At 63.6% G+C, this 25,078-nt stretch carries 27 protein-coding genes; 16 read left to right on the top strand and 11 right to left on the bottom strand.

Annotated elements, in window-relative coordinates:
* Positions 1 to 26: 26 nt before the first annotated feature.
* Both OUZ45_RS18690 and OUZ45_RS18685 read left to right on the top strand, forming a co-directional pair.
* Entirely contained in the window at positions 27 to 1,205 is a 1,179-nt protein-coding gene (locus tag OUZ45_RS18690) for a BaiN/RdsA family NAD(P)/FAD-dependent oxidoreductase (protein ID WP_266171831.1), read from the top strand.
* Between the two features lie 28 nt (positions 1,206 to 1,233).
* The gene (locus OUZ45_RS18685) at positions 1,234 to 2,151 is read left to right on the top strand and encodes an NAD(P)-dependent oxidoreductase (protein ID WP_266171830.1); all 918 of its coding nucleotides are present in this window, start codon (positions 1,234 to 1,236) and stop codon (positions 2,149 to 2,151) included.
* A 166-nt stretch (positions 2,152 to 2,317) separates the two neighbouring features.
* Here the strand turns inward: OUZ45_RS18685 and OUZ45_RS18680 are convergent, their stop codons facing one another.
* A complete protein-coding gene (locus OUZ45_RS18680) occupies positions 2,318 to 2,809 on the bottom strand; it encodes a YaiI/YqxD family protein (protein ID WP_266171829.1) in 492 nt (163 codons plus the stop codon).
* Positions 2,806 to 3,690, bottom strand: a complete 885-nt coding sequence (locus OUZ45_RS18675; RefSeq protein ID WP_266171828.1) for a PhzF family phenazine biosynthesis protein — start codon at positions 3,688 to 3,690, stop codon at positions 2,806 to 2,808. The genes OUZ45_RS18680 and OUZ45_RS18675 overlap by 4 nt, the downstream gene beginning before the upstream one ends.
* A gap of 134 nt (positions 3,691 to 3,824) precedes the next feature.
* On the opposite strand from OUZ45_RS18675, the gene OUZ45_RS18670 reads away from it, so the two are divergent.
* The 4 genes from OUZ45_RS18670 to OUZ45_RS18655 all read left to right on the top strand — a co-directional run bounded on the left by OUZ45_RS18670 (position 3,825) and on the right by OUZ45_RS18655 (position 6,496).
* Complete coding sequence (locus OUZ45_RS18670) at positions 3,825 to 4,430, top strand: rhomboid family intramembrane serine protease (protein ID WP_266171827.1); 606 nt, start codon at positions 3,825 to 3,827, stop codon at positions 4,428 to 4,430.
* 162 nt (positions 4,431 to 4,592) lie between these two features.
* Complete coding sequence (locus OUZ45_RS18665; RefSeq protein ID WP_266171825.1) at positions 4,593 to 4,844, top strand: hypothetical protein; 252 nt, start codon at positions 4,593 to 4,595, stop codon at positions 4,842 to 4,844.
* 152 nt (positions 4,845 to 4,996) lie between these two features.
* Positions 4,997 to 5,383 carry a hypothetical protein gene (locus OUZ45_RS18660; RefSeq protein ID WP_266171824.1) on the top strand — a complete coding sequence of 129 codons (387 nt, stop codon included), beginning with the start codon at positions 4,997 to 4,999 and terminating at the stop codon, positions 5,381 to 5,383.
* 21 nt (positions 5,384 to 5,404) lie between these two features.
* The gene (locus tag OUZ45_RS18655; RefSeq protein WP_266171823.1) at positions 5,405 to 6,496 is read left to right on the top strand and encodes an aminopeptidase; all 1,092 of its coding nucleotides are present in this window, start codon (positions 5,405 to 5,407) and stop codon (positions 6,494 to 6,496) included.
* A gap of 98 nt (positions 6,497 to 6,594) precedes the next feature.
* On the opposite strand, the gene OUZ45_RS18650 is transcribed toward OUZ45_RS18655, so the two are convergent.
* Positions 6,595 to 7,407, bottom strand: a complete 813-nt coding sequence (locus OUZ45_RS18650; RefSeq protein ID WP_266171822.1) for a cytochrome c — start codon at positions 7,405 to 7,407, stop codon at positions 6,595 to 6,597.
* Positions 7,408 to 7,746: 339 nt separating this feature from the next.
* Here OUZ45_RS18650 and pncB point away from each other — a divergent pair, with 339 nt between their 5' ends.
* Entirely contained in the window at positions 7,747 to 8,940 is a 1,194-nt protein-coding gene (gene pncB / locus OUZ45_RS18645; protein WP_266171821.1) for a nicotinate phosphoribosyltransferase, read from the top strand.
* 59 nt (positions 8,941 to 8,999) lie between these two features.
* Here pncB and OUZ45_RS18640 read toward each other — a convergent pair whose 3' ends face one another.
* From OUZ45_RS18640 to OUZ45_RS18630, 3 genes are all read right to left on the bottom strand, one after another.
* Positions 9,000 to 9,800: a MetQ/NlpA family ABC transporter substrate-binding protein gene (locus OUZ45_RS18640; protein ID WP_266171820.1), complete on the bottom strand. Its 801-nt coding sequence runs from the start codon at positions 9,798 to 9,800 to the stop codon at positions 9,000 to 9,002.
* Positions 9,801 to 9,890: 90 nt separating this feature from the next.
* On the bottom strand, positions 9,891 to 10,574 hold the full coding sequence (locus OUZ45_RS18635; RefSeq protein WP_266171804.1) for a methionine ABC transporter permease: 684 nt from the start codon (positions 10,572 to 10,574) through the stop codon (positions 9,891 to 9,893).
* Positions 10,571 to 11,581 (bottom strand): methionine ABC transporter ATP-binding protein, encoded by a 1,011-nt coding sequence (locus tag OUZ45_RS18630; protein ID WP_266171802.1) that lies wholly within the window; start codon positions 11,579 to 11,581, stop codon positions 10,571 to 10,573. Before OUZ45_RS18630 ends, OUZ45_RS18635 begins: the two co-directional genes overlap by 4 nt.
* A gap of 95 nt (positions 11,582 to 11,676) precedes the next feature.
* On the opposite strand from OUZ45_RS18630, the gene OUZ45_RS18625 reads away from it, so the two are divergent.
* Positions 11,677 to 12,162, top strand: a complete 486-nt coding sequence (locus OUZ45_RS18625; RefSeq protein ID WP_266171800.1) for a glutathione peroxidase — start codon at positions 11,677 to 11,679, stop codon at positions 12,160 to 12,162.
* Here OUZ45_RS18625 and dacB read toward each other — a convergent pair.
* Together dacB and OUZ45_RS18615 are read right to left on the bottom strand one after the other, a co-directional pair.
* Complete coding sequence (gene dacB, locus OUZ45_RS18620) at positions 12,147 to 13,796, bottom strand: D-alanyl-D-alanine carboxypeptidase/D-alanyl-D-alanine endopeptidase (RefSeq protein WP_266171798.1); 1,650 nt, start codon at positions 13,794 to 13,796, stop codon at positions 12,147 to 12,149. The two genes, OUZ45_RS18625 and dacB, sit on opposite strands and share 16 nt — an antisense overlap.
* The gene (locus OUZ45_RS18615; protein ID WP_266171796.1) at positions 13,784 to 15,121 is read right to left on the bottom strand and encodes an MATE family efflux transporter; all 1,338 of its coding nucleotides are present in this window, start codon (positions 15,119 to 15,121) and stop codon (positions 13,784 to 13,786) included. Before OUZ45_RS18615 ends, dacB begins: the two co-directional genes overlap by 13 nt.
* A 145-nt stretch (positions 15,122 to 15,266) precedes the next feature.
* Between OUZ45_RS18615 and OUZ45_RS18610 the strand changes: the two genes are divergently transcribed.
* Positions 15,267 to 15,749, top strand: a complete 483-nt coding sequence (locus OUZ45_RS18610) for an FKBP-type peptidyl-prolyl cis-trans isomerase (protein WP_266171794.1) — start codon at positions 15,267 to 15,269, stop codon at positions 15,747 to 15,749.
* 153 nt (positions 15,750 to 15,902) lie between these two features.
* On the top strand, positions 15,903 to 17,087 hold the full coding sequence (locus tag OUZ45_RS18605) for an FAD-dependent oxidoreductase (RefSeq protein WP_266171792.1): 1,185 nt from the start codon (positions 15,903 to 15,905) through the stop codon (positions 17,085 to 17,087).
* A gap of 119 nt (positions 17,088 to 17,206) precedes the next feature.
* Here the strand turns inward: OUZ45_RS18605 and OUZ45_RS18600 are convergent, their stop codons facing one another.
* The gene (locus OUZ45_RS18600; RefSeq protein ID WP_266171790.1) at positions 17,207 to 18,298 is read right to left on the bottom strand and encodes a phospholipase A; all 1,092 of its coding nucleotides are present in this window, start codon (positions 18,296 to 18,298) and stop codon (positions 17,207 to 17,209) included.
* Between the two features lie 121 nt (positions 18,299 to 18,419).
* A complete protein-coding gene (locus tag OUZ45_RS18595; RefSeq protein ID WP_266171788.1) occupies positions 18,420 to 18,827 on the bottom strand; it encodes a hypothetical protein in 408 nt (135 codons plus the stop codon).
* Positions 18,828 to 18,954: 127 nt separating this feature from the next.
* Here OUZ45_RS18595 and OUZ45_RS18590 point away from each other — a divergent pair, with 127 nt between their 5' ends.
* Positions 18,955 to 20,259, top strand: a complete 1,305-nt coding sequence (locus OUZ45_RS18590) for a winged helix-turn-helix domain-containing protein (RefSeq protein WP_266171786.1) — start codon at positions 18,955 to 18,957, stop codon at positions 20,257 to 20,259.
* Between the two features lie 28 nt (positions 20,260 to 20,287).
* On the opposite strand, the gene OUZ45_RS18585 is transcribed toward OUZ45_RS18590, so the two are convergent.
* Entirely contained in the window at positions 20,288 to 20,767 is a 480-nt protein-coding gene (locus OUZ45_RS18585) for a hypothetical protein (RefSeq protein WP_266171784.1), read from the bottom strand.
* A 404-nt stretch (positions 20,768 to 21,171) separates the two neighbouring features.
* On the opposite strand from OUZ45_RS18585, the gene OUZ45_RS18580 reads away from it, so the two are divergent.
* From OUZ45_RS18580 to OUZ45_RS18560, 5 genes are all read left to right on the top strand, one after another.
* Positions 21,172 to 21,381, top strand: coding sequence for a cold-shock protein (locus tag OUZ45_RS18580; protein ID WP_266171782.1), 210 nt, complete (start codon positions 21,172 to 21,174; stop codon positions 21,379 to 21,381).
* A gap of 267 nt (positions 21,382 to 21,648) precedes the next feature.
* Positions 21,649 to 21,858 (top strand): cold-shock protein, encoded by a 210-nt coding sequence (locus OUZ45_RS18575; RefSeq protein WP_266171780.1) that lies wholly within the window; start codon positions 21,649 to 21,651, stop codon positions 21,856 to 21,858.
* A gap of 120 nt (positions 21,859 to 21,978) precedes the next feature.
* The gene (locus OUZ45_RS18570) at positions 21,979 to 22,893 is read left to right on the top strand and encodes an alpha/beta hydrolase family protein (protein ID WP_266171778.1); all 915 of its coding nucleotides are present in this window, start codon (positions 21,979 to 21,981) and stop codon (positions 22,891 to 22,893) included.
* 52 nt (positions 22,894 to 22,945) lie between these two features.
* Positions 22,946 to 24,004 (top strand): NADH:flavin oxidoreductase/NADH oxidase, encoded by a 1,059-nt coding sequence (locus OUZ45_RS18565; RefSeq protein WP_266171776.1) that lies wholly within the window; start codon positions 22,946 to 22,948, stop codon positions 24,002 to 24,004.
* Positions 24,005 to 24,018: 14 nt separating this feature from the next.
* Positions 24,019 to 24,894 carry a pirin family protein gene (locus OUZ45_RS18560; protein WP_266171774.1) on the top strand — a complete coding sequence of 292 codons (876 nt, stop codon included), beginning with the start codon at positions 24,019 to 24,021 and terminating at the stop codon, positions 24,892 to 24,894.
* Positions 24,895 to 25,078: the final 184 nt, after the last annotated feature.

Here is a 25,078-nt window from a genome sequence, read left to right as displayed (position 1 = left end):
GCGGGAGCAGGTATGCAGGTGATGGCGTGAAGGTGGATGTTCTGGTGATCGGCGCGGGCGCCGCCGGCCTGATGTGTGCGATCGCCGCGGGGCAGCGTGGGCGCCAGGTGCTGGTGGTCGACCATGCCAACAAGGTCGGCAAGAAGATCCTGATGTCGGGTGGTGGCCGCTGCAATTTCACCAACACCGGCGCGACACCGGCGAACTACTTGTCGGGCAATCCGCATTTCGCCAAATCCGCGTTGGCGCGCTACACGCCGGCGGACTTTATCGAGCTGGTGGAGAAGCATCGCATCGCCTATCACGAGAAGGAGCTGGGGCAGCTGTTCTGCGACGAGTCCTCCAAGTTGATCGTGCGCATGTTGCTGGACGAATGCAGCCAGGCGGGTGTGCGCGTCGAAACGAGTTGCGGTGTCGAGCGTGTGCGCAAAACCGACGAGGGCTTCAGCGTGCATACGGCGCGCGGCGAAGTGCATGCGGAATCGCTAGTGGTCGCGACCGGCGGTTTGTCGATTCCCAGCATGGGTGCGACCGGCCTTGGCTATGAACTGGCGCGGCAGTTCGGTCACAACATATTGCCCACGCGCGCCGGTCTGGTGCCGCTGACGCTGAGCGGCAAGCACCAGGAGCGTTATCAGGATCTCGCCGGTGTAGCGCTGCCGCAGGTGGAGGCGCGCGTCGGCAAGCGAGGTTTTCGTGCGGGGCTGTTGTTCACGCATCGCGGCATCAGCGGTCCGTCGATTCTGCAGATTTCCTCGTATTGGCAACCGGGCGATGACTTGCTCATCGATCTGCTGCCCGAACTGGATATGGCCGACTGGCTCAATGCACAGCGTGCGGCGAGGCCGGCGATGGAGCTGAAGAACGTGCTGTCCGATGCCTTGCCCAAGCGCCTTGCACAGCGTCTATGCGAGCTGTGGTTCGAAAGCCGGCCGATGAAGCAGTACCGCGAGGCCGAACTGAATCAGATCGCGGCCCAACTGCACGATTGGCCCATCGTCGCCAGCGGCACCGAGGGCTATCGCACTGCGGAAGTGACGCTGGGCGGTGTCGACACCGACGGTCTGTCGTCCAGCACCATGCAGTCGAAACTCGTGCCGGGTCTGTATTTCATCGGCGAGGTGGTGGACGTCACCGGCTGGCTGGGTGGCTACAACTTCCAGTGGGCCTGGGCCTCGGGGCAGGCGGCAGGGCAGGTGGTATGAGTCACATGGTGTCCACCCCGGATACGGCATGGTCCGCAACTCGGTGGTAGAGAAAGAGGAGTTAGGCATGAAAATCGGATTCATCGGCCTGGGCGCCATGGGCAGTGCCATGGCCAGCAATTTGATCAAGGCAGGGCACACGGTGACGGTGTGGAACCGCTCGCCGGGAGCGGCCGAGCCGCTGGCCTCGCTGGGCGCCAAGGTGGCGCGTACGCCAGAGCGCGCGGCGCAAGGCGATGTACTCCATAGCATGCTGGCCAACGACCGAGCCGTGCGCGAAGTGATCCTCGATAGCGGATTGCTCGATGCGATGGATCGCGGCGCCGTGCATGTCAACCATTCGACGGTCTCGGTGGCGCTGGCGAAAGAGCTGGCCCAGGCACACGCGGAGCGCGGCCTGGATTATTTGGCGGCGCCTGTGTTCGGGCGTCCGGACGTGGCAGCGGCCGGCAAGTTGAATATCGTGGTCGCCGGCAAGGCCGAAGTGCTTGAGCGCGTGCGTCCGCTGCTGGAGGCGATGAGCGTTGGCATCTGGCCGATGGGCGAGGAGCCCGAGCGCGCCAATGTGGTGAAGATCGCCGGCAATTTCATGCTGGGCGCGGCGATTGAGAGCATGGCCGAGGCCGCCGCGCTCACTCGCGCCCATGGCGTGAGCGCGGCCGATTTTCTTGGCTTGATGACCAGCACGCTGTTCGCCACGCCGGCCTATCAGGGCTATGCAAAGTTGATTGCCGAACAGCGCTTCAAGCCGGCGGGCTTCGCCTTGCCGCTGGGCTACAAGGACGTGAACCTGGCGCTCGCCGCGGGCGATGCCGCACGGGTGCCGCTGCCGTTCGCGAGCGTGCTGCGGGACAGCCTGCTGGAAACCCTCGCCGCCGGTGATGAGGATGTGGATTGGTCGGCGTTGGCGATGGTCGCGGCGCGCCGTGCGGGCCTGGATCGCTGAGCGCCTTGTAGGAGCCCACCCTGTGGGCGACCAGCTGTAGAGCGGCACTGCTACGCAGTGCTTTCACTCGGGCCATCCATGGCCCTCGCCCTTCGGGCGGCTAGCCGCCGTGCAAACCGGCAGTCCTGCCGGTTTGTCGCGCACAGGGTGGGCTCCTACAAGGGTGTTATTCGCCTTTGGCGGCCTGGGTCTTTCGCGCCTGGCGAAGTCGCGTAAGCCACATATCGAGCTGATTAGCGAAAGCCTGTTTGTCGCGTGCATGGAATGCGGCGGGGCCGCCTGTGTCGACGCCGGCTCCGCGCAACTCCTCCATGAAGTTGCGCATGCCCAATCGCTGAGCGATGGTGTCCTGGGTGTACAGCTCGCCGCGCGGGTGCATGGCGAGCGCGCCTTTGGCGATCACTTGCGCAGCCAGCGGGATGTCCTGTGTCACGACCAGGTCGTCCGCCGACACACGCTGCGCGATTTCGTTATCCGCCACGTCGAAGCCGCCGGCCACCTGTATTGCGCGAACGAAGCGCGAGGGTGGCGTGCGCAGGAACTGGTTGGCGACGAGGGTGACCGGCACCTGTTCGCGCTCGGCGGCGCGAAACAGGATTTCCTTGATGGCCACCGGACAGGCATCGGCATCCACCCAAATCTGCGCGCCAGCGTTCAAGCAGTGCCGTTCCAGTTCAAGGTGCCGTCGATCACGGTGTGCGTGCGTCCGCCGATCCACACGATGCCATCGATGATGTGCACCAGCAGGCTGGCGTCGTGACCGATCTCGCGGCCCTGGCTCACGGTGTAACCGGCGGCCAGCGAGCCTTGCGGTTCGGCATGGGCGATATAGGCGGCGATCAGGCCGTTGGCGGCGCCGGAGGCCGGGTCTTCCACGATGCCGACGCCGGCCGGGAAGGCGCGCACGACCAGCTGATAATCCGAATGACTGCTGCGTGCGAAAGCGCACAAGCCGAGGCTGTCGGTGGCCTTGGCCAAAGCGGCGATGGCGGCGTGGTCGGGTTGCCAGTTGCGCAAGCTCACTTCATCGGCGCATTCGGCCAGCCACCAATGGCGGCCACCGGCGACGTAGGCCGGCGGCAGCTTGCCCAGCCCGATACCGGCCAGCGCCGCGGGAAGCAGCGGGTGGGCGTCCGCACCGGTTTTCTCCACCGTGGCCTTGGGCGACTGCAGCAGCAACTGCTGTGCCGCACCGCTGCCTTCGATACGGATCGGCAGCACACCGGCGCCGCATTCCTGCCACAGCAGGCCATCGCGCGGCGTGGCAAGGCCGCAGGCGAGCACGGCGTGCGCGCTGCCGATGCTGGGATGGCCGGCGAAGGGGATTTCCTTATGCGGCGTGAAGATACGCACGCGGTAGCTCGCCTTCGGGTCGGTCGGCGGCAGCAAAAAAGTGGTTTCGACCAGATCGGTCCAGCGGGCGAAGCGCTGCATTTGCGCATCGCTCCAGCCGGTAGCGTCGGTGACGACGCCGAGATGGTTGCCGCCGCCATGGGAAGCGGCAAAGACGTCCAGATGCAGATAGCGGATGGGGGGCATTAGCGGGGCAGTGATGGCGCGGGGATGCGTGTAAGCCGGGCATCATACGACGCTTGAACGTTGGTGAGGTCGACAAGTTGGATCGGGGCCGCCAAGATGCCCGCTCTTGCCGCACCTGTCTCCAGGGACCTTACATGTTGATTACCCTGCTCATCATCGCCATCACCTGCATCGTCTCGTTCATGGCGTTCAACAACAGCCGCCTGATGAACGACTTGATCCTGTGGCCACCGGCGATCGAGCGGCAGCGCGAGTATCACCGGCTGGTCACCTATGGGCTGATCCACGCCGACTTCGGGCATCTGCTGTTCAACATGATCACGCTGTTTTTCTTCGGACGCGTGATGGAAGGGTTTTACAGCGCGCAGTTGGGCACGATGGGCTTTGCGTTGTTTTACATCGGGGCGCTGGTGGTCTCGATTCTGCCGACCTACCTGAAGAACCGGCACAACCCGAATTACCGCAGCCTGGGCGCCTCCGGTGCGGTGTCGGCGGTGCTGTTCGCTTTCATCATGCTGGCGCCGTGGTCGCGCATCGTGGTGTTCGTGATACCGATGCCCGCGATCATTTACGCCGTGCTCTATGTGGCCTACTCGATCTATATGGATCGCCAATCACGAGACAACGTCAACCATAGTGCGCACCTGTGGGGTGCGGCTTTTGGCATAGCGTTCACGGTAGTGATCCGGCCGGATGTGATTTCACACTTTCTCGCCCAGCTCTCGCAACCGAGGTTCTGATCCTGCTGCGCGAGGGCCTGCGCACTCACTCCGAATACATCCTGGTGGTGCTACATATCGTGTAGCCCGGCGCTTGTTGACGGCGCCGGGTTCCCTCGGCCACCGCAGGAGTTGAGGCGTATGGCAACGATCCGCTCAAAGTCGATCTCCACGACAAACAGGATGCAGCCGTCTGCAGACGTGCACCACGTCAGCCAGCAAGAGGTGGTGGCGCATATTCAGGCTTTGCTTGAGGCCAAGCAGGAGCGTGTCCGGCGTGGGGCGGGCTGGCCTGGAGCCAGCCGCCATGCGCTTCCGGGCGACGACCTGCATGCGCCGGTAGCCGTCCAGGGAGGACTTTCCAGCGAAGCCGGCTACGGTCATCTGCACCAGTCGCAGGAACGCAGTGGACAGGGGCACCGCGGCAAGGGCTGACGTTTCGTTCCTGCCGGTGCAGCCTACGCAGAATGGATCAGAGCATCCCATATGGCTGGCGGGTAAACGCCCGCTGGCCGAGGCCGGTGTGCTCAGTCCGCATTCAATGCTCCGGGCCTAGCGTGATGCTGTGATCCCAACAGGGGTGTGTCATGAAACGTCTGCTTGCTGGCCTGACCCTCGCCGCCGTCACCGCGGTGCTGTCTGGCTGTTATTACGATCCGGGCTATAGCTACGTGCGCAGTTCGGCTTATGTGGGTGACGCCTATTACGGTCGCGGCACGGTGGTCTACGACGATGGCTATTACGCGCCGGGCTACTACGGCTACGCGCCGGGTTATTACGGTGGCTACTACGACTGCTGCTACGCCCCGCCGGTGAGCGTGGGTATCGGTGGCATCTGGTACGGCGGTTCGCGCGGGCATGATCGGGATCGCCACTGGAATCGTGGCGGCAGCTGGCGTGGCCGTAGCGACGGTGGTCGTCGCGGCAACTGGAGCGGCGGTCGCGGGCACTCGGGTAATCACTCTGGGCACTAAGCACTGAGGCACAATCGCGGCATGGGACGTCCGAACTCCATGCCGCCGCACTGGCTACCAAGGCTCATCGCTCTCCTGGCGGTGGGCCTTTTGCTATCCGCATGCGCCAGCTTGCGCTACTACGCCCATGTCGCGCACGGGCAGGGCGAGCTGGTGCTGCGGGAGCGCGCGGTGACCAGGGTGGTGGCGGACCCCGCCACCGATCCCAAGCTGGCGAACCGTCTGGAGCTCTCACAGCAGGCACGCCACTTCGCTTCGCTGCGGCTGGGGCTGCCGGATAACCGCAGCTACACGCGCTACGTCGATCTGCGGCGCCCGTATGTGGTGTGGAACGTGTTCGCGGCGCCGCGCTATTCGGTGGAGCCCGTGCGCCATTGCTTTCCTATCGCCGGCTGCGTGGCCTATCGCGGCTATTTCGAAGAGGGCAAGGCCAAGGCGGAGGCGGCGCGGCTGAAGGCGAGCGGCAACGACGTCTACGTCGGCGGCGTGTCGGCGTATTCCACCCTGGGCTGGTTTGCCGATCCTATCCTCAGCAGCATGTTGCGCTGGGACGATGACGAGCTGGCAGGCACGATCTTCCACGAGCTGGCCCACCAGCTGATCTATGTGAAAGACGACAGCAGCTTCAACGAATCCTTCGCCAGCTTCGTGCAAGAGCAGGGTTTGCGCGAGTGGCGGCAGTCGCGCGGCTTGTCGCCGCAGAATGGAAACGCCAAGGCGATGGATGATGACTTTACCCGGCTGGTGCTCGATCTGCGCGATCGGCTCAAGATCGTGTATGCCGGCGGTGAGGCTGAGACTGCCATGGAAGCGGGCAAACAGCACGAAATCGCGGCCTTTCGCGAACGCTACCGGCAATGGCGCTCGCAGAACTGGCCGTTGGAGCATCGCTACGATGCGTGGGTAGCGAGCCCGATCAACAACGCGCGGCTGCTGCCCTTCGGTCTCTACGATCAATGGAAGCCGGCCTTCGCTGCGTTGTTTCAGCAGGCCGGCGCACAATGGCCCGCGTTCTATGCTGAGGTGCGACGGCTTGGCGGGCTGCCGAAGCCGAAGCGTGACGAGTGGTTGCAGCGCCTGGCTGACGAAAACGTGGCTACGACCGGCGGTTAGTCGTTCGTCATGGTGAGCGCTGTTTTGCTATTTGGACGTCTGGGCGGCTGTATCAGGAGCTTCGCCGAAGCATTCCGTGAGGTAGAGGAAGGGGTTCTTCAGTGGCTGCTCTTGCGGCCGGCCATGTGATGCAGATAGGCAAGCAGGGCATCGAGATCCTCTTCGCTCAGTACGCTGACGTCGAAACCCGGCATCTTGGCTTGCGGCCAGTGACGCAGCGATTGCGGGTCTCGAACGTAGACGCGCAGCAGGTCGGCGCGCAGGTATTCGGTGGGGTTGTGCGGGACGTTCAAGTCCGGCCCAAGTCGCGCGTCGCCTTCGCCGTTGAGGGTGTGGCAAGCGAAGCAGTTGCGCTGGAATACATCGAAGCCATGCCGGATGGGGCTCTCAGCAGGGAGCGTAAGGTCGGGTGCAATGGCGGGGAAACGCACAACAACGTCCTGCTGCTCGCGGATCGTCATGAGCTGATAGGGCCACTGTTCCGGGCCGACCTTTGCCGCTTCTGGATGCGTCCACACCACATAGAAAGGGCCGGCGCTGACGGCCTTGCCGGGCATCGCGGGCCATGGCTGCGTCGGCTCCTCCACCGCTAGCCAAGCCTCGGCCCCGCGAGTGTTAAGAATCAGTGTGGCAGGGATCTCTGCCACGAAGCCGTCATCGGCGACAAATTGCAGGTGGTCGCCCAAGTCGATGCCTGGGAGGAGTTGCTTCAAGGGCACTGCGCGATAGCGCATGGTGCCTTTATAGGAGACGTCGTCGGCGATGGTGATCGTGCGAGCATCCTTGCGTGCGGCGAGCTGCGCACTGTCGAGTGTGGTCAGGCCGCCTCCCAGGTCGATCTTCAATTCGGCGGCGCCGACGGGCAGGGCAAGCAGAAGGGCGAGCAGACACAGACAGCGCAGCAAAGGCATGGCGGACTCCGGCTGGGAAGGCGGCATTCTAATGGCGTAACGGCGAAGCTGGCAGAAAGCTGAATCGTTTCGAAGGTAGCCTTGAACTTGTGCCGGCGCGACCGCACTAAGTCATCGTATCGCCGAGAGGCGACATGAGATGGCGCAGCTTCATCGCGTTATCGGGGGCCGCCCCTGTTTTCCCCCTCTTTGTTGGGGACGGCCTGACAGAACCCCGGTAGCTACTCCCCTGGCTACCGGGGTTTTTACTTTTTCGGACTCGCACAGACGGGCATGGCACGCGGATAATCGATGAGCGACACGCGACGACGTGCGCCTCCTTCCCCGCATGAGCCACCGATGATCATCACCTCGCTGCTCGATACCGATCTGTACAAGTTCTCGATGATGCAAGTGGTGCTGCACCACTATCCGGCCGCGCAGGTCGAGTACCGCTTCAAGTGCCGCAATCCCGGCATCGACCTGGTGCCTTACATCGATGAGATTCGCGCCGAGCTGGATGCTTTGTGCAGCCTGCGCTTCACACCGGAAGAACTGGACTACTTGCGTAGTTGGCGCTTCATCAAGAGCGACTTCGTCGACTTTCTCGGGCTGTTCCAGCTCAACGCGAAGTACGTGGAAATCTTGCCGGCGGCCAGTGGCGCCGGCGAGATCGAGATCCGCATTTGCGGGCCGTGGCTGCACACTATCCTGTTCGAAGTGCCGCTGTTGTCCATCGTCAACGAGGTGTACTTCCGCAACACCCAGCCGGGTCTGGACCTGGCAGAAGGGCGGCGGCGCCTGAAGGACAAGATCGCGTTGCTGCGCGATACCCCGGGTTACGAGGGCTGCAAGATCGCGGACTACGGTTCGCGCCGACGCTACTCCCGCATCTGGCACCATGAGGTGGCGACCACCCTGCGCGACGCTCTGGGCCCGCAACTGGCGGGTACCAGCAATGTGTGGCTGGCGTGGAAGTTGGGGCTGACGCCACTGGGCACGCTGGCTCACGAATACCTGCAAGCGCATCAGGCACTGGGGCCGCGTCTGCGTGACTCGCAGGTGGCGGCGCTGGAGACCTGGGCCAGGGAATACCGCGGCGACCTGGGCATCGCGCTGTCGGATGTGTACGGCCTCAGCGCCTTCCTGCGCGACTTCGACATGTATTTCTGCAAGCTGTTCGACGGCACCCGGCACGATTCCGGCGATCCGTTCGCCTGGGGCGAGCGGGTGCTGGCGCACTACCGCGCGAATCGCGTCGATCCGCGCAGCAAGGTGCTGGTTTTCAGTGACGGCCTGGATATTCCGAAGGTGATGCAGCTGTACGCGCATTTCCGCGATCGCTGCCTGCTCGCGTTCGGCGTGGGCACCAACCTTACCAACGACGTGGGGCCGACGCCGTTGAATATCGTGATCAAGATGATCCGCTGCAATGGCCAGCCGGTGGCCAAGCTCAGCGATTCGCCCGGCAAGAACATGTGCGAGGACAAGGCCTATGTGACCTATCTGCGGCAGGTGTTCGATATTCCGCAGCCGGTCGATGAGGCGGCGTAACGCCGCAACGAAAAACGCCGGGCAGTGCCCGGCGTTTTATCTTTATCCATGGATGGATCTCAGAACGCCGGCAACACGGCGCCCTGATACTTCTGCTCGATGAAGGCCTTCACTTCCGGGCTGGTCAGTGCCTTGGCCAACTTCTGCACGCGTGGGTCGTCCTTGTTGTCGGGGCGGCCGACCAGGTAGTTCACGTAGGGCGAGTCCTTGCCCTCGATCAGCAGTGCGTCGCGAGTGGGGTTGAGGCCGGCAGCCAGCGCGTAATTGGTGTTGATCAGCGCCAGGTCCACTTCGTCCAGGGTGCGCGGCAGCATCGCAGCCTCCAATTCGCGGAACTTGAGGTTCTTTGGATTGGCGGTGATGTCTTTCTGCGTGGACAGCTCGTTGTTCGGGTCCTTGAGCGTGATCAGGCCGTGGCGCGCCAGCAAGAGCAGGGCGCGGCTGTTGTTGCTCGGATCGTTGGGCAGGGTGACGCTGGCCCCCTCCGGTAGCTGATCGATGCTCTTGAGCTTGCGCGAATACGCGCCGAACGGCTCGATATGCACGCCAGTGACGATGGTGAGATGGGTGCCGCGCTGGCGATTGAATTCGTCCAGATAGGGTTTGGTCTGGAAGTAGTTGAGGTCGATCGCCTTCTCGGCCACCTGCGTATTCGGCTGCACGTAATCGGCAAACACCTTGATCTCCAGGTCGACCCCTTCCTTCGCCAACAGCGGCTTGACCTGCTTGAGGATCTCGGCGTGCGGCACGGCGGTGGCAGCGACGACGAGCTTCTGGCTGTCGCCGCTGCTGCTGGAATTGGAGGACGAGCAGCCGGCAAGCGCGAGCAGGGCGGCAAGGGCGACGAGCAGCTTGTTCATGGCGACGGCTCTTTGTGCGGTGCGCCAGAATAGCCATCCATACCGCCGGATGCAAAGACGCACGCACCCTTACCTACGGGAATAACGAGATTACTGACGGGTATAACGCGCCACGATGCGGTCGCCGAGCATCTGCAACAGTTGCACCAGTACGATCAGCAGCACCACGGTCACCAGCATGTAGTCCGACTTGTAGCTGAGGTAGCCGTAGCGGTAGGCCAGGTCGCCGAGGCCACCCGCGCCGATGGCGCCGCCCATGGCGGTGTAGCCGACCAGGGCGATGGCGGTGACGGTGGTGCCGGCGATCAGCCCTCCGCGCGCTTCGGGCAACAGTACGTGGCGCACGATCTGCCACGTGCTGGCACCCATTGCCTGGCTGGCCTCGATCACGCCGCGCTGCACTTCGCGCAGAGCGGTCTCCACCAAGCGGGCGAAGAACGGCGCGGCACCGATCACCAGTGGCGGGATGGCGCCGCGGATGCCGAGCTTGGTGCCCACCAGCACGTAAGTCAGCGGCATCAGCACGATCATCAGGATGATGAAGGGAATGGAACGCAGCACGTTCACCAGCAGAGACAGCACGGCGTACAGCTTCGGCATGGCGCGCAGCTGGCCTTTGCCGGTGAGGTAGAGCAGCACGCCGAGCGGCAGCCCGATCAGCACAGTGAGCAGCAGCGAGCCGCCGAGCATCAATAAGGTATCGATGCAGGCATGGCCAATCTCCGCCCAGTCATCGATATTGGGGAACAGGCCTTGCAGGAACGGGGTGGTCATCGTGCAAGCTCCTCGATCTCGACGCCGGCCGCGCGCAGCGTCGTCAGCGCGGCGTCCACGCCATCGCCCTGCATGGCGAGGGTTAACTGCCCGTAGGGCAAATCCTTGATGCGGTCGACGCGGCCGGCAAGGATGTTGAAATCCACGCCTGTCTCGCGCGCCACTCGGCCCAGTGCCGGCGTCCAGGTGGCTTCGCCGCGGAAAGACAAGCGCAGGATGCGTCCGGGGATGTGCGCATAGAACGTCTGTTCACCCGCGGCTTCTTCCGGCAACGCCTCGTTGACGAAGCGGCGCGTGGTGGCGTGTGTTGGGTGGAGGAAGACATCGGCCACTGAGCCGTGTTCGACGATGCGGCCGGCGTCCAGCACGGCCACCCGGTCGCACACGCGGCGCACCACATCCATCTCGTGCGTGATCAGCACGATGGTGAGTTTCAATTCGCGGTTGATCTCGGCCAGCAGGTCCAGCACCGAGGCGGTGGTTTGCGGATCGAGCGCGCTGGTGGCTTCGTCGCACAACAGAATGGACGGCCGATTGGCAAGTGCCCGGGCAATGCCCACGCGTTGCTTCTGGCCGCCGGAAAGTTGCGATGGGTATTTGTTGGCGTGTTCACTCAGGCCCACACGCTGGAGCAATTCGTTCACACGGGTACGGATCACCGCCGCATCTCGCTCGCCGGCCAGGCGCAGCGGGAAGGCGATGTTGTTCGCCACCGTCTGCGAGGCCAGCAGGTTGAAGTGCTGGAAGATCATGCCGATGCGCTGGCGCTGCAGGCGCAGTTCGGCGTCGCCCAGCGTGGTCATGTCGGTATCGCCGATCAGGATGCGGCCGCCGCTGGGGCGTTCCAGCAGGTTGATCAGCCGGATCAGCGTCGACTTGCCGGCGCCGGAATGGCCGATGATGCCGAACACTTCGCCATCGGCGACATCCAGGCTGAAGGGTTGCAGGGCGGGGATGTCCTGACCGTCGACACGGTAGGACTTGTGGACATCGACAAAGCGGATCACGACGGACCTTGGACAGTGACCGGGACGGGCATTCTATGCCAGCTCTGCCTGAGCTTGGCGTAGACTGCCAAACAGATATCTCCCGGAGCCCCGCCATGACCACGGTCTACGATTTCAGCGCACGCGACATCGACGGCAACGAGCGCTCGCTCAGCGAGTGGCGCGGCAAGGCCATGCTGATCGTCAACGTCGCTTCCAAGTGCGGTTTCACGCCTCAGTACACCGGGCTGGAGGCGCTGTGGCGTGCCCAGCGTGATTATGGCCTGGTGGTGCTTGGCTTCCCTTGCGATCAGTTTGGTCACCAGGAGCCGGGCGATGAGGCCGAGATCAAGAACTTCTGTAGCACGAACTACGACGTGAGCTTCCCGGTGTTTTCCAAGATCGAGGTCAACGGGGGCAACGCTCATCCGCTCTACAAGTGGTTGAAGAGCGAAGGCAAAGGCATCCTGGGCAGCGAGTCGATCAAATGGAACTTCACCAAGTTCCTGGTCAATCGCGAAGGCGAGGTGGTGAAGCGTTACGCACCGACTGACACGCCGGAGAAGATCGGCAAGGATCTGGAAGCTCAGTTGACCGGTTGAGGCGCACCTGCGCTGGCTTTAGCGTCAGCAGAAGCTGGTGTATCGGCACGCAGCCCAGCCAGCATCACGGCAATGGCATCCACGTCACGGCTGGCTCCTGGCGAGCCGGGCGGCGGATCGTAGTTGTTGAGCATGATGGCGAAGGCGAGCCGCTCGCCGCCCGCCGTGGTGACGTAGCCGGCCATGCAGTGCACCAGATTCATGCTGCCAGTCTTGGCCTGCACGTTGTTTTCGGCGGGGGTGTTGCGCATGCGCCATTGCAGGGTGCCGTCGACGCCGGCCAATGGCAGCGCTTCGCGCAGCGTGGTGGCGTAGGACTGCGCGGCGAGGAAGGCGAGCAGCTGGGTCATGGCGTTGGGTGTGCTGAGGTCGCGGCGCGACAGGCCGGTGCCTTCTTCGATAAGGCTGGCCGTGGGCGCCACGCCCATGCGATCGAGCAACTGGCGCAAGCTGCGGATGCCCCAGTTCTCGGTGGTGAGAAAGCCGACCGGTGGCGCAGGTCCCTGCATCGCATCGGCTTGTGCGCGGACGCCGGCGATCAGCAGCAGGTTTTGCAGATAGAGGTTCTGCGAGTGCTTGAGCCCGCGCTGCAGGATCTCACCCACCGGCGGTGACAGCACCTCGGCGACGGTCGAGGTGTCCGCCCGCAGGGCCTCGCTGCTCTGCGGCCAGTGCAGGACACGCAGATGGCCCTGGATCTTGATGCCGTGCCGCGCCAACGCCTTCAGCAGCTGATCGCCAGCGAGCTGGGCGGGATCGACCGCGGCCAGCTTGAAGCGTTGTGCGGGCGAACGCGCCGCGATGTTGCCGAAGGCATACAGCGTGTTGTCGCCCGGTGCACGATAGAGATTGATGTCGTTGCGCAGTTTGGGGGCGCTCGTGGTCATGCGGTTAACCACGGCCGGTACGGCACCTGCCGGCTCCAGCGACACCATCGCGGTATGGCCTTCCCGCGCGGCAGGTGTGATCGTCACATCGACCTGGTTTTCTTGCACGCTGAGTGCCGAAGAGGGCACGGCGAACCAGCTCTGCAAGTCGATGGCCTCCCAGCCCGAGCCCATCGATGGGCCGGCAAAGTAGGTGTCGTCCGCGATCAGGTCGCCCTTGATGTGCTGGATACCGCGTTCGGCAAGTTGCCTGGACAGCTGGTTGGCCCAGTCCACTGTGGAGGCGTCGGCACCCAGTGTGGGGTCGCCCATGCCGTAGAGGATCAGCGGGCCGTCCAGCGTGCCATGACGCAGCTTGTCGCCTGCCAGCAGGCGCGTGGGGATGCGGTAATCCGCGCCTAGTTCGCTGAGCGTGAGTGCGGCGGTATAGAGCTTGGCGGTGGAGGCGGGCTGAAACAGCTGGTCCGCGTTGTGTGCGTAGAGCGTGCGTCCGTTATTCAGCGAGACCACGGCGATGCCCCAGCTTGCGCCGGCAAAGCGTGGCTGTCCGATATGCGCGTCGATGCGCGCGGCCAGATCCTGGCCACTTTGTATCGATACGCCCTGGGCCGACACGACGGCGGTGAGCAAAGACAGCGTGGCCGTGGCGAGCAGCAGGCAGTGGCGGCTCAATGAGATGACTTTCATCGCGGCAGTATCGCGTAGCTGGTGCGCCAGGGCGATGGGCGATGGTCTTACGCGATCCATGCTTGACGCCGTTGCAGCCGCCAGCCGATGAAGCCAAGACTGAGGCCGCGCGTCGCCATGAAGGCGAGAAAAGCCAGCCACAAACCGTGGTTGCCCCAGCTCCGTGTCGCCCAGGCCAGCAGCGCGAATAGCAGTACGGAGATCAGCATGCCGTCGCGCATTTCGCGTGCCCGCGTTGCACCGATGAACAAGCCGTCGAGCAGGTAGCTCCACACCGAGACCAGCGGCAGCGCCGCCAGCCATGGGATGCAGCGGTAAGCCATGTCGCGCACTTCGGGCAGGCTGGTTTGCACGTTGACAAACGCGTGCCCACCCACCACGAACAGCAGAGCGTAACCGAGGCTGCCGAACAGGGACCAGCCACTGGCCACGACCAGTGCACGGTGCAAAGCGATGCGATCGCGCGCGCCAATGGCGTGCCCGCACAGGGCTTCCACGGCATTGGCCAAGCCGTCCAGGCTGAAGGCCGTCAGCATAAGGCCATTCAACAACAGGGCGTTGGCGGCGACGGTGGCATCGCCCAGCCGGGCACCCAGCAGGGAGATGCTGAAGAACACGCCCTCCAGCGCCAGCGTGCGCAGAAAAATATCGCGATTCACCATCAACAGCGGGCGCCAATGCGTCAAGCCACGCATGGCACGCCAGTCGATCTGCCCCGCAAGCCCGCGGACAGCCTTGCGTGCGCGCCACAGGCCATAGAGCGCACCGCACCACTCGCCGCAGACCGAGGCAAGCGCAATGCCTGGAACGCCCCAGCCAAAGCCGAGTACGAACAACAGATTCAGGCCGATGTTCACCAGATTGGTGACCAGCAGTAACGCCAGCGTGGCGCGGGCGCGCTGGGCGCCGATGAACCAGCCGGCCAAGGCGTAGTTGAGCAAGGCCGCCGGCAGCCCCAGCAAGCGCAGATGCAGATAGTCCAGGCTGCGCGTGGCGAGTTGCGGGGTGGAATGCATCTGTCCGATCAGCCAGGGCAGCAGCGGCAGCATGAGCCCGCCGACGACCACTCCGAGCAGGGCGGCAAGCATCAGAGCTTGTGCTTGGACGGTGCGCAGCGCGGCGTTGTCGCCGGCACCCATGGCCTGGGCGGCGAAGCCCGTCGTGCCCATGCGCAGGAAGCCCAGGCTCCATACCGGCAGGGCGTAGATCGCGCTGCCCACGGCCACCGCGCCCAGGTCCTGCGTCTGAGGCAAATGACCGGCCACGGTACTGTCCACCAAGGCCACCAATGGCACGGTGAGATTGGACAGAATCATCGGCACGGCCAGCGCCCAGACCTGACGGTGAGTGGGGCGATGGCGCCAGGCGTCGAGTAGTGAAGACATGGTGTGGGGAGTGGGGAGGCGCGCCATTCTGGCATGGCGGCAGTGGTGCGATGGACGGCCGTGCTTCGTCAACGCACCGGCATGGATGATAGGCTTATCGTTCTTGCCGGTTCGGCCGGCCCACTTTGGTACTTGTGAGAACACCATGCAGATTTCCGAGCGCTCCGTCGCCTCCTTCCACTACACGCTGACCGACGACCAGGGTCAGGTCATCGATAGCTCCGAAGGCCGTGAGCCGCTGACCTACCTGCATGGCACCGGCCAGATCGTGCCGGGCCTGGAGAAGGCGATGGAAGGCCGTCAGGCCGGCGATCAGTTCAAGGTCGAGGTGGCACCCGAAGAAGGTTACGGCGTGCACCATCCCGAGCTGATGCAGGAAGTGCCGCGCGATGCTTTCCAGGGCGTGGACAACATCGAACCGGGTATGCAGTTCCAGGGGCGTGGTCCGCAGGGCGTCCTCAATGTCACCGTGACCAAGGTCGATGCCGAGACAGTGCATATCGACGGCAATCACCCTTTGGCAGGCAAGACCCTGCATTTCGCCATCGAAGTGACCGACGTGCGCGAGGCCAGCGAGGAAGAGCTGTCGCACGGTCATGTGCACGGTGAAGGCGGTCATCACCACTGAGCGCCACTGACAAAACGACTACGCGGCCGCTCGCTATGTCTTGACTAGTGGCTGCAAGGTGAAGGCATGCGCCGATCCAGCTGGATCGGCGCATCGAATGCGCCAAAGCGAGCGGCTTCGTGCGAGCTGCCACTCAAGGACTGAGCTGTTTCCATGCAGGATCGTTTGCGCATCGCCATTGTGGGTTATGGTGCCGCCGGCCAGGCCGCGGCGCTTTTCCTTTCCGCTCAAGGCCATGCGCTGAGCGTTTATGAGCAGGCGGCAGCGCCTGGACCGGTGGGCGCGGGTTTTCTGTTGCAGCCCACGGGTTTGGGTGTGCTCGCGCGATTGGGTCTGCACGATCAGGTGCTGGCACAAGGGCAGCGCATCGAGCGTCTGCACGGCGTCAATCGCCACGGCCGACGCGTGATGGACATGTGCTACGCCGACCATGCCTCGGCATGCTTTGGCCTTGGCCTGACCCGCGGCAGTCTGTTCACCGTGCTGCGCGATGCCTATCGGGACGCGCCACGCATCCACACTGGCGTCTGCATCGAGGCGCTGAGCGAAGACGGCGAGCACCTGCGTGACAGCCAGGGTGGCGTCCACGGGCCGTTCGACTTGATCGTGGTGGCTGACGGCGCGCACTCGCGCCTGCGCCAGGGCGTGTCGCAACAGGTGCGTCGCCAGGCGATGTATCGGTGGGGAGCGTTGTGGTGCCTGTTGCCGGCAGAGCAGTGGCCGCACCGTACCGAGTTGCGGCAACGTTACGGCGGTACGCGCGAAATGATCGGATTGCTTCCTGTCGGGCAGCGTGCAGATCGCGGCGGGCACTGGCTCACGTTCTATTTCAGCTTGCCGGGCGAGCAGGTCGATGCTTTCGATGCGGCTGGGCTGGCTCGGTTGCAGGAACGTGTCGCGGCGCTATGGCCGGAAGCCGTGCCGCTGCTGGATGGCATCACCTCGCCCGATCAATTGCATCGCGCGCGCTACCGCGACGTAGTGCTGCGCAGCCCGGTGCACGGAAGGATGGTGTTTCTCGGCGATGCGGCACACGCCATGAGTCCGCAGCTGGGGCAGGGTGTGAACATGGCGCTGCTGGACGCCGAAGCGCTGGCGGATGCGCTCGCGGCGACTCCGCAGGTGGATGTCGCGTTGCAGGATTATCGCCGCCGTCGCCGCGATCATCTGGCCGTCTATCAGTGGATGAGCCGTTGGCTGACGCCGCTGTTCCAGTCCGATCACGACGGCCTGGCACGGTTGCGTGATGTGGCATTTCACCCTCTGAGCCGTTTGCCGCTGGCGCGTGGGCAGATGCTGAAGATCCTCATGGGCACGAAAAAGGCCTGGTGGCGCTGAGAGCCTGTTCAAAGTCTCTGGTTCTGTATGGAACTGCTCGCCCTCAGCACCGCGCCATATAGGCCGGCATAGAGATTTTGAACAGGCTCTTAGCACCAGGCCTCGTTGGATTGCCGGCCTCAATACCAGTCGAGCAGCGATACGCCGATGCCGAGGTAGGTGGCGTTGTGGTTGTAGTCGATCATGCTTTCGCCGTAGCCCTTGAACAGCTCCATGTACCCTCGCAGATTGCCGGCCATGGGGAAGCTCCAGGTGAATTGACCGGCGCCGCGGCTGCGGCTGCCGCCGCGCAGCGAATGACGCAGCATCAGACCGAATTCCTGCCCCTTCCATTCGCGGATGATCTGAACATCGCCACGACCGATGTAATCGCTGATGTCCGGGTTGTCGTTGGTCTTGCGGTCTTCGGGAATGCGCCACCAGGGGCGCAGCATGACCGCCCAGCCATCGCGCTCGAGGCCGACGTTGGCCATCACTCGGTTCCAACTGCGCGATAGCGGATTGGCGCGGCCATTGGACTGATGATTGAAGCCGATACCAAGTAGGCGGCCATCCCAGCCCAGCACCTGATAATGCGTGTCGAACACCAGCATCGCTTCGGGTTCGTAGTTGGTTTCGCGGAACGGACGGGAAATCTTGCCGTTGAATACCTGCCAGCGCGAGGACTGGGTGTAGCCCATCCACAGGTCGCCGACATCGCCGAAGACGCCTTGCCACACCTTGGTCTTCAGGCTGAGCTGGAACTTCATCTCGGTGTTCTGCAGCGGCTGCGGTGACGTGACGGTGTTCTCGGGATTGGGGCTGTGCGGCATGTCGTTCTGGTTGCTGGTAGCGAACACTGGCATGACATAGAGCGGCTTATAGCCACGAATGTTGTAGGTACCCAGCTTGCTTTCGGGCGACAGCTCCCAGCGCGAATCCAGCAGTGAAAGTGGACGCGCTACTTCCGGATTGCCTGCCTCAACGGTTTCGCGGGCGCTCTTGTCCCGGGAGAACACGCCCGGCGAGACGGCGGCCTCGTCGACCTTTTTCTGCGCCGTCGACATGTTGGTGCGGCCGGTGGCGCGGTCGTAGCACGCCAGGCGTTGGGCGTCGCTTTCGATCGCCGTGCAGGCGCGAATGTCCATCGGGCTGGGGTTTTGGGCATGGCCCTCGGGGCATGCGAGGCCCGCGGCCAGTACGACGGTCGCCAGGGCAGTCGGTCGCTTCATTGCGTGCTCCATGAATAGGCCCGTCCGGGCGTGGGTGATGCGGCTTGGTCACGACGGCGTCCCCGAGCACGAAAACGCCGGCCGCAGGCTAGCCGCGGCCGGCGTCAAAGGTGCCGGAAGCTTAGTGATGCTTCAACCAGTTCTCGTACTGGGCCTTGGTCAGGCGGTTCTTGCCGCTCGACGCATGCAGGAAGTCATTGGCCAGCGGCGGATAGGCCGCTGCATCGTCTTCCGTGACGTATGACTTGCCACCCGCAAGCTGAGCGAAGTCCGGCGGTGGGCCGGCATTCTTCGTGGCGGGGATGGTGGAGTTGATGGTCACCTCACCCTGCGGACTGTTGAAGCGCGTGCTGTCTTTGCCGACAGGCGCCTGCGTTGATTGCGTCGGCGGAGAGGGCGAGGTGCTCGGCACGGTCTGCATGCTTTGTGTCGGAGGCGGCGGGGCAGGCTGGTTCTGCGCCAACAGTGCGCCGGCGAACAGCAGAGAACCGGAGGCGAGAAGGGTCAGCAGTGGTTTGCGTGATTTCATCATCGATACTCCATGTCAGAATCACTGGCTCGAGGACGGAAGGGCGCAGGAACCAAAAGTGGGCTGCGGCAGTGTTCCGGTCAACAGCACTTCCTGCGCCACTCACACGCTAACAAAGGCTTGGTAAATGCCTGCACAACCATTGCGCCCCGATGATGTGAAAATTTTGTCTTCGTTGTCGCTTTCTTCATCTGCGGTGACCCACTTGAGCTTGGCGCAGGCACAGCGCCTGCAGTTGGCGGCACAAGGCCTGCTGCGCGCACCGCGCAAACGTGCGCGTCGTGCCGACGTGGTGGAGGCGATCGCGCGCATGCGTCTGCTGCAGATCGATACCATCCACGTGGTAGCTCGCAGTCCGTACCTGGTGCTTCATTCGCGTCTGGGTGACTACGAGCCGATGTGGCTGGACGAAGCGCTTGCGCAAGGACAGCTGGCGGAATGCTGGGCGCATGAAGCGTGTTTCGTTACAGCCTCCGATTATGCGTGGCACCGCGCATGGCGTGGGCAACGGGATACGCACTGGGCGCATCGCCATGCGGCGCGCATGCATCGCGATCAACGCGACGGTATGGACGGGCTGCTGGCACGCATCCGCGATTCCGGCCCGGTGCGCGCTGCGGACTTCACTCGCGAGGATCGTGGTGTCAGCGGCTGGTGGTCGTGGAAGCCAGAGAAGCGCTGGCTGGAGGCGTGGTTCGCGCTGGGTGAATTGATGGTGGCCCGCCGTGAGCGCTTCCAGCGTGTGTACGACCTGGCGGAGAACGTTATCGCGCGACTCGATCCGCCACTGGATGGCGAGCCGGCGACGCTGGAGCATGCGGCTCTGCGCCAGCGCTTCATCCTCGATAGCGTGCGTGCCTTGGGCATCACTCAGGCGCGTTGGATCGCCGACTACTACCGATTGAAGCCCGCGGTGACCGAGCAGGAGCTTGTCCCGCTGGTGGCTTCCGGGGAATTGCTCAAAGTGTCCGTAAGCGACTGGAAGGTGCCGGGCTATGTCCATGCCGACCATGTCGATCTACTGAAACAAGCTGCGCAAGGTCGCCTTCGGGCCACGCATACCACGTTGCTGTCGCCGTTCGATCCGCTGGTATGGGATCGCGCCCGCGTGCTGGCCATGTTCGGCTTCGAGTACACCATCGAGTGCTACGTGCCCGCGCCCAAACGTCGCTACGGCTACTACGTGCTGCCGATCCTGCACCGTGGTCGCCTGATCGGGCGGCTCGACGCCAAGGCGCATCGGGTAGAGGGCGTGTTCGAAGTGAAGTCGCTGCATCTGGAAGCGGGGGAGGAGCCCACGCCAGGCCTGCTTCAAGATTTGGCGGAGGCTGTCGTCGCCTGCGCGCAATGGCATGCCACTCCGAAAATCCGCTTGGGCCGGTGCCAGCCTTCAGGCATGGCGCCGGCTTTGCGGGCGCTCTGGCGGGGTTAGCTGATCCACTTGGCGCTGGCATCCCCGCTCAGGGCTTGCCGCTGCTGGTCGCTGCAGCGGGCTCCGCGGCGCAGGCTTTGCCATGCAAGGCCTGGTGCAGTTGGGAGGCCAGCGAAGTGCAACGACTGCCGAGTTGCGGCCGGATGTCAGGATTCAGTGAATCCTTCAACAGACTTTCACGCATCATCTCGTAGCGTCCCTCGATCTGGTCGGGGGCATAGATGCCCGCGGCGCGGTGACAAGCCATGTAGGACGCGAGGTAGTCGTCGCAGGCCTGGATGCCGGTCTTGTCCGGCAGGGCTGGTTCGGCGGTCTGGGTGGCCGGTCGCGATTTCCCGCCTGTGGCGGAGCTGGGGCGGGTGGGTGTGGCGTGGGATGTGGAGGTCGGCGTGCTGCCGGTCGTTGTGGATGAGGGCGTGGTTGGGCGGGTGGTCTTGTCGGCGCAACCGGCCAGGATGAGTCCTCCGGAAAGAACGATCAGGGCGAGGCGGGAAGGTAGGTTGGACATAGTGAATCCCCTCGACTGGTAAGTTCCAGCGCGTGCGTGCCCGCGCTGAATTCGGTCGCATGGTTGGGTGACAGGACGCAGATGCAATAGACAACGCGACATGTAAAGAAAAGCTGAATCGATGCCGTCAATGGGTGAAATGGACGAAAGCCCTAGCGTGTTTTTTTAAGCGCTGAGCCGCCGTTTCGTTCAGTTTGACAAAAGCATCGGTTAGCGTTTAGGGGTTTGATACGGCTATCATATAGGCACTGTGTTTGCCGGGGTCACCAGAGTTTTGTGACCCGATGCCGCTGATCAGCGATCTGCTTCATCGCCTCACCCCTAGGGTTTCCTAGCACACCAGTAAGCCGGCCCGCTCCATGTTGGAGGGGCCGAGTCTCATAAAACCTTACGGAGTGATTTACATGTCTGATCGTCAGATCGGTATCGTCAAGTGGTTCAACGACGCCAAGGGTTTCGGCTTTATCAGCCGCGACAACGGCCCGGATGTTTTCGTGCATTTCCGCGCGATCCAGGGCAATGGCTTCAAGAGCCTGCAAGAAGGCCAGAAGGTCAGCTTCAAGGTCGTGCAGGGCCAGAAGGGTCTGCAGGCCGATGAGGTCCAGGCGGCCTGATACGCCGTCAATGCGTTTTAAAGAAGCCAGGCAGCGATGCCTGGCTTTTTTATTGCATGGGCCGTTTTCATTATCTAGGCCATCGGCTACTTGCAATTAAGAAAATCCGTTATGCTAATTCCACTGTGTTTGCCAGGTCACGTGCGTGCCCCGGTGCCAGGCTCCAAGGAGTCCCGCATCGCCTCACCCGATTCCCTGCATGCCCAGTAAGCCGTCGGCCAAAGGGGAGGCTGACTTGTCTCAGTATCGAGCAGATCGGAGTGAGTCATGTCGGAACGTGAAATTGGCACCGTCAAATGGTTCAATGACGCTAAAGGTTTTGGCTTTATCAGCAGGGAAAGTGGCCCCGATGTCTTCGTGCATTTCCGCGCTATCACCGGGTCAGGCTTTCGCAGCCTGAAAGAGGGGCAGAAGGTGAGCTTCAAGGTGGTGCAGGGCCAGAAAGGTCTGCAAGCCGATGAAGTGGCGCCGGCCTGAATTCAGGCCATGATTGGAGAAAAGGCCGGCGCAAGCCGGCCTTTTTTTGTATCCATGCTTGGCGCATATAGAGTGCATTCGCTAGCCTGCGATCTTTCATTATTTACCGGGGTCCTCTGGGTGCAAGAACCACAACCTTCCATCGCGGCGCCGGCATTCGAATCGTCCATACTTCCGATCACCGCGACCGACGGTGCCAAGGCCGAGTTGCTCACGGTGGCCCCGGTCGGAGAAATCACCGGCCTGCTGTACTGGTTGCCGGCGATGGGCGTTCCCGCAAAGCACTACCTGCCCCTGGCCGAGGCGTTGGCTGCACACGGTGTTGCCGTGGCGCTGCACGAATGGCGTGGAATTGGATCGAGTGACCAGCGGGCCGGGCGGCACAACGATTGGGCTTACCGCGAGCTGTTGCAGGACGATCTGCCGGCCGGACTGAAGGCCGTACGCGAGCGCTTCGGAACGTTGCCTTGCTGGCTAGGCGGGCACAGTCTCGGCGCGCAGCTCGCCACGCTGTATGCCAGCCTGCACCCGCGCGATCACTCCGGCATTGTTCTCGTGGCAAGCGGCTCTCCTTATTGGCGGCGTTTCAGGCAGCGCTACCTGATCGGCCTGTCCTACGTGCTGGCTCCCGTGCTGGCCCGCTTGATGGGTCACTTGCCCGGGCGGCGCATCGGTTTTGGTGGGAATGAAGCGCGTGGCGTGATCGCCGACTGGGCGCGCAGCGGACGTACGGGGCGTTACGCGGCGGCCGATATGCCAGTGGATTTCGAGGCGCGCTTATCCGAGCTGACTTTGCCCTTGCTGGGCCTGCGCATGCGGGACGACTGGCTGGGGCCCGAAGCCTCGTTGGCCTGGCTGCTGGCGAAGATGCCCGGTGCACGTTGCGAGCTGCACGTGTTGGGTCCACAGGATTTGGCGGGTACACCCGCCGATCACTTTGCCTGGATGAAGTCGCCGGAAGCGGTCGCCGTGCGTGTGGCTCGATGGATGGCGTCAGCGGCCGCCATCGATGCGCGGAACGCCGCGGCCTCTTGAAGCCAAGCCTCCGCGCCGGCATCTGCTGTGGCAGTTTCCTCAAGGCACGACAATGAATCTCTACGCTCCACTGGTCCAGCGCAGCCTGACTTTGCGCAATCGCCTGGTGATCGCCCCGATGTGCCAGTACTCCGCCATCCATGGCCTTCCGGACGACTGGCATCTCGTGCACCTGGGCAGTCGCGCCGTGGGTGGCGCGGCCGTGGTGATCGCCGAAGCTACGGCTATTTCTCCCGAAGGCCGTATCTCGCCATCGGACGTGGGTTTGTGGAATGACGCCCAGCGCGATGCATGGCAACCGATCACGCGCTTCATCGCCGCGCAGGGCGCCATTCCTGGTGTGCAGCTGGGGCATGCAGGTCGCAAGGCCAGCGTGCATCGGCCGTGGGAGGGCGGCCGCCCGTTGAGCGTTGAAGAAGGTGCATGGGCAACCGTTGGGCCTTCGGCCATTCCATTCGACCAGGATTGGCATACGCCGCAGGCACTCGACGTCGTCGGCCTATGCGCCGTCGTGGCGGATTTTCGTGCGGCGGCCGAACGGGCGCGTGCCGCCGGATTCCAGCTGGTTGAACTGCATGCTGCCCATGGCTATCTGCTGCACCAATTCCTTTCTCCGCTGAGCAACCGGCGCGACGACGCCTACGGTGGCAGTTTCGAAAATCGCACGCGCCTGCTGCGCGAAGTCATTGTTGCGGTGCGCGAGGTGTGGCCGACGGAACTGCCGCTATGGCTGCGTATCTCCGCCACCGACTGGCGAGAAGGCGGCTGGGACATCGAGCAAAGCGTGCGGCTGGCGCGCGAGCTGCAAGCGCTGGGCGTCGACCTCGTCGACGTGTCCAGCGGTGGCCTGGTTCCGCACGTGAAGATTCCGCTCAGCCCCGGCTATCAGGTGCCGTTTGCGGCGCGGATTCGCCGCGAGTCCGGCATCGCAACGGGAGCGGTGGGCCTGATTACCGAGGCTGCCCATGCAGCGGACATCGTCAGCGACGAAGATGCCGATGTGGTACTGATCGCTCGCGAAAGTCTTCGCGATCCGTATTTTCCGCGCCGCGCGGCGCAAGAGCTGGGTGCGAAGATCGACGCGCCGGCGCAATATCAACGGGCCTGGTGACGAGGAGCATGGCTGTGGAACAGACTCCGATACTTATCGAAGGACGCCTGCACGATCTGGGCGATGGCTTCACTGTGCGCCGGTTGCTGCCGGTGCTGTTGGCCCGGCACGTAGGGCCGTTTGTGTTCTTCGACCTGATGGGTCCGGTGGATTTCGCACCGGGACGCGGCATGGACGTGCGCCCGCATCCGCATATCGGCCTGGCCACGGTGACGTGGTTGTTCGACGGCGCCATCCGTCATCGCGACACCGTCGGCAGCGTAGCGGACATCCGGCCGGGCGAAGTGAACTGGATGACCGCCGGACGTGGCATCGCGCATTCGGAGCGTACGCCGCCCGAGCAGCGACGCGACGGCCAGCGCATGCACGGTGTGCAGGTATGGGTGGCCTTGCCACAGCATGACGAAGAGGTCGAGCCGGAATTCCACCACCACGACGCGATTGCCTTGCCACGTATTCGCCGGCCAAGCGCCGAACTGGTGCTGATCGCCGGTACGGCCTACGGTGAGCGTTCGCCCGTGAAGGTCTTCGCGCCGATGTTTTTCATGGAGGCGACATTGGAGGCTGGTGCCGAACTGGCCTGGCCGGAGGAGCACATTGAGCGCGGCCTCTGCGTGATCGAAGGGGAAGTGAGCTGGGAAGGCTTGACCATTCCACCTACTCAGGCGGCGGCGCAGACCGCTGCGACCTCGGCGCCGATCAAGGCCACCAAAGCCAGTCGTGTGATGCTGTTCGGCGGTGCACCGTTGGATGGCGAGCGACACTTGTGGTGGAACTTCGTGTCGAGCCGTAAGGAGCGCATCGAGCAGGCGAAGCTCGAATGGCAAGAACAGCGTTACGGCAAGGTGGCGGGCGACGAAGAGGAGTTCATTCCTTTGCCGACGCGTTAAGGATGCTCTGGTCTATTCAACGTAGGCGTCACCGCTGTGTCAGCTCGCCTGCGGCCCGGGCGTCGGCGAAGGCAGACTGGCTGTCTGTCGAGGCGGCGCCCGGGCCGCAGGCGAGCTGACGCAGCGGCCGCACATGTGAATTCTAAAAGACGGGGTGATGTCCAGAAGGCTCGCGGTGCGTGTC

Source organism: Dyella subtropica, from assembly GCF_026283965.1.
Taxonomy (GTDB): Bacteria; Pseudomonadota; Gammaproteobacteria; order Xanthomonadales; family Rhodanobacteraceae; genus Dyella_D; species Dyella_D subtropica.
This window is presented reverse-complemented; position numbering and strand designations above follow the sequence as displayed.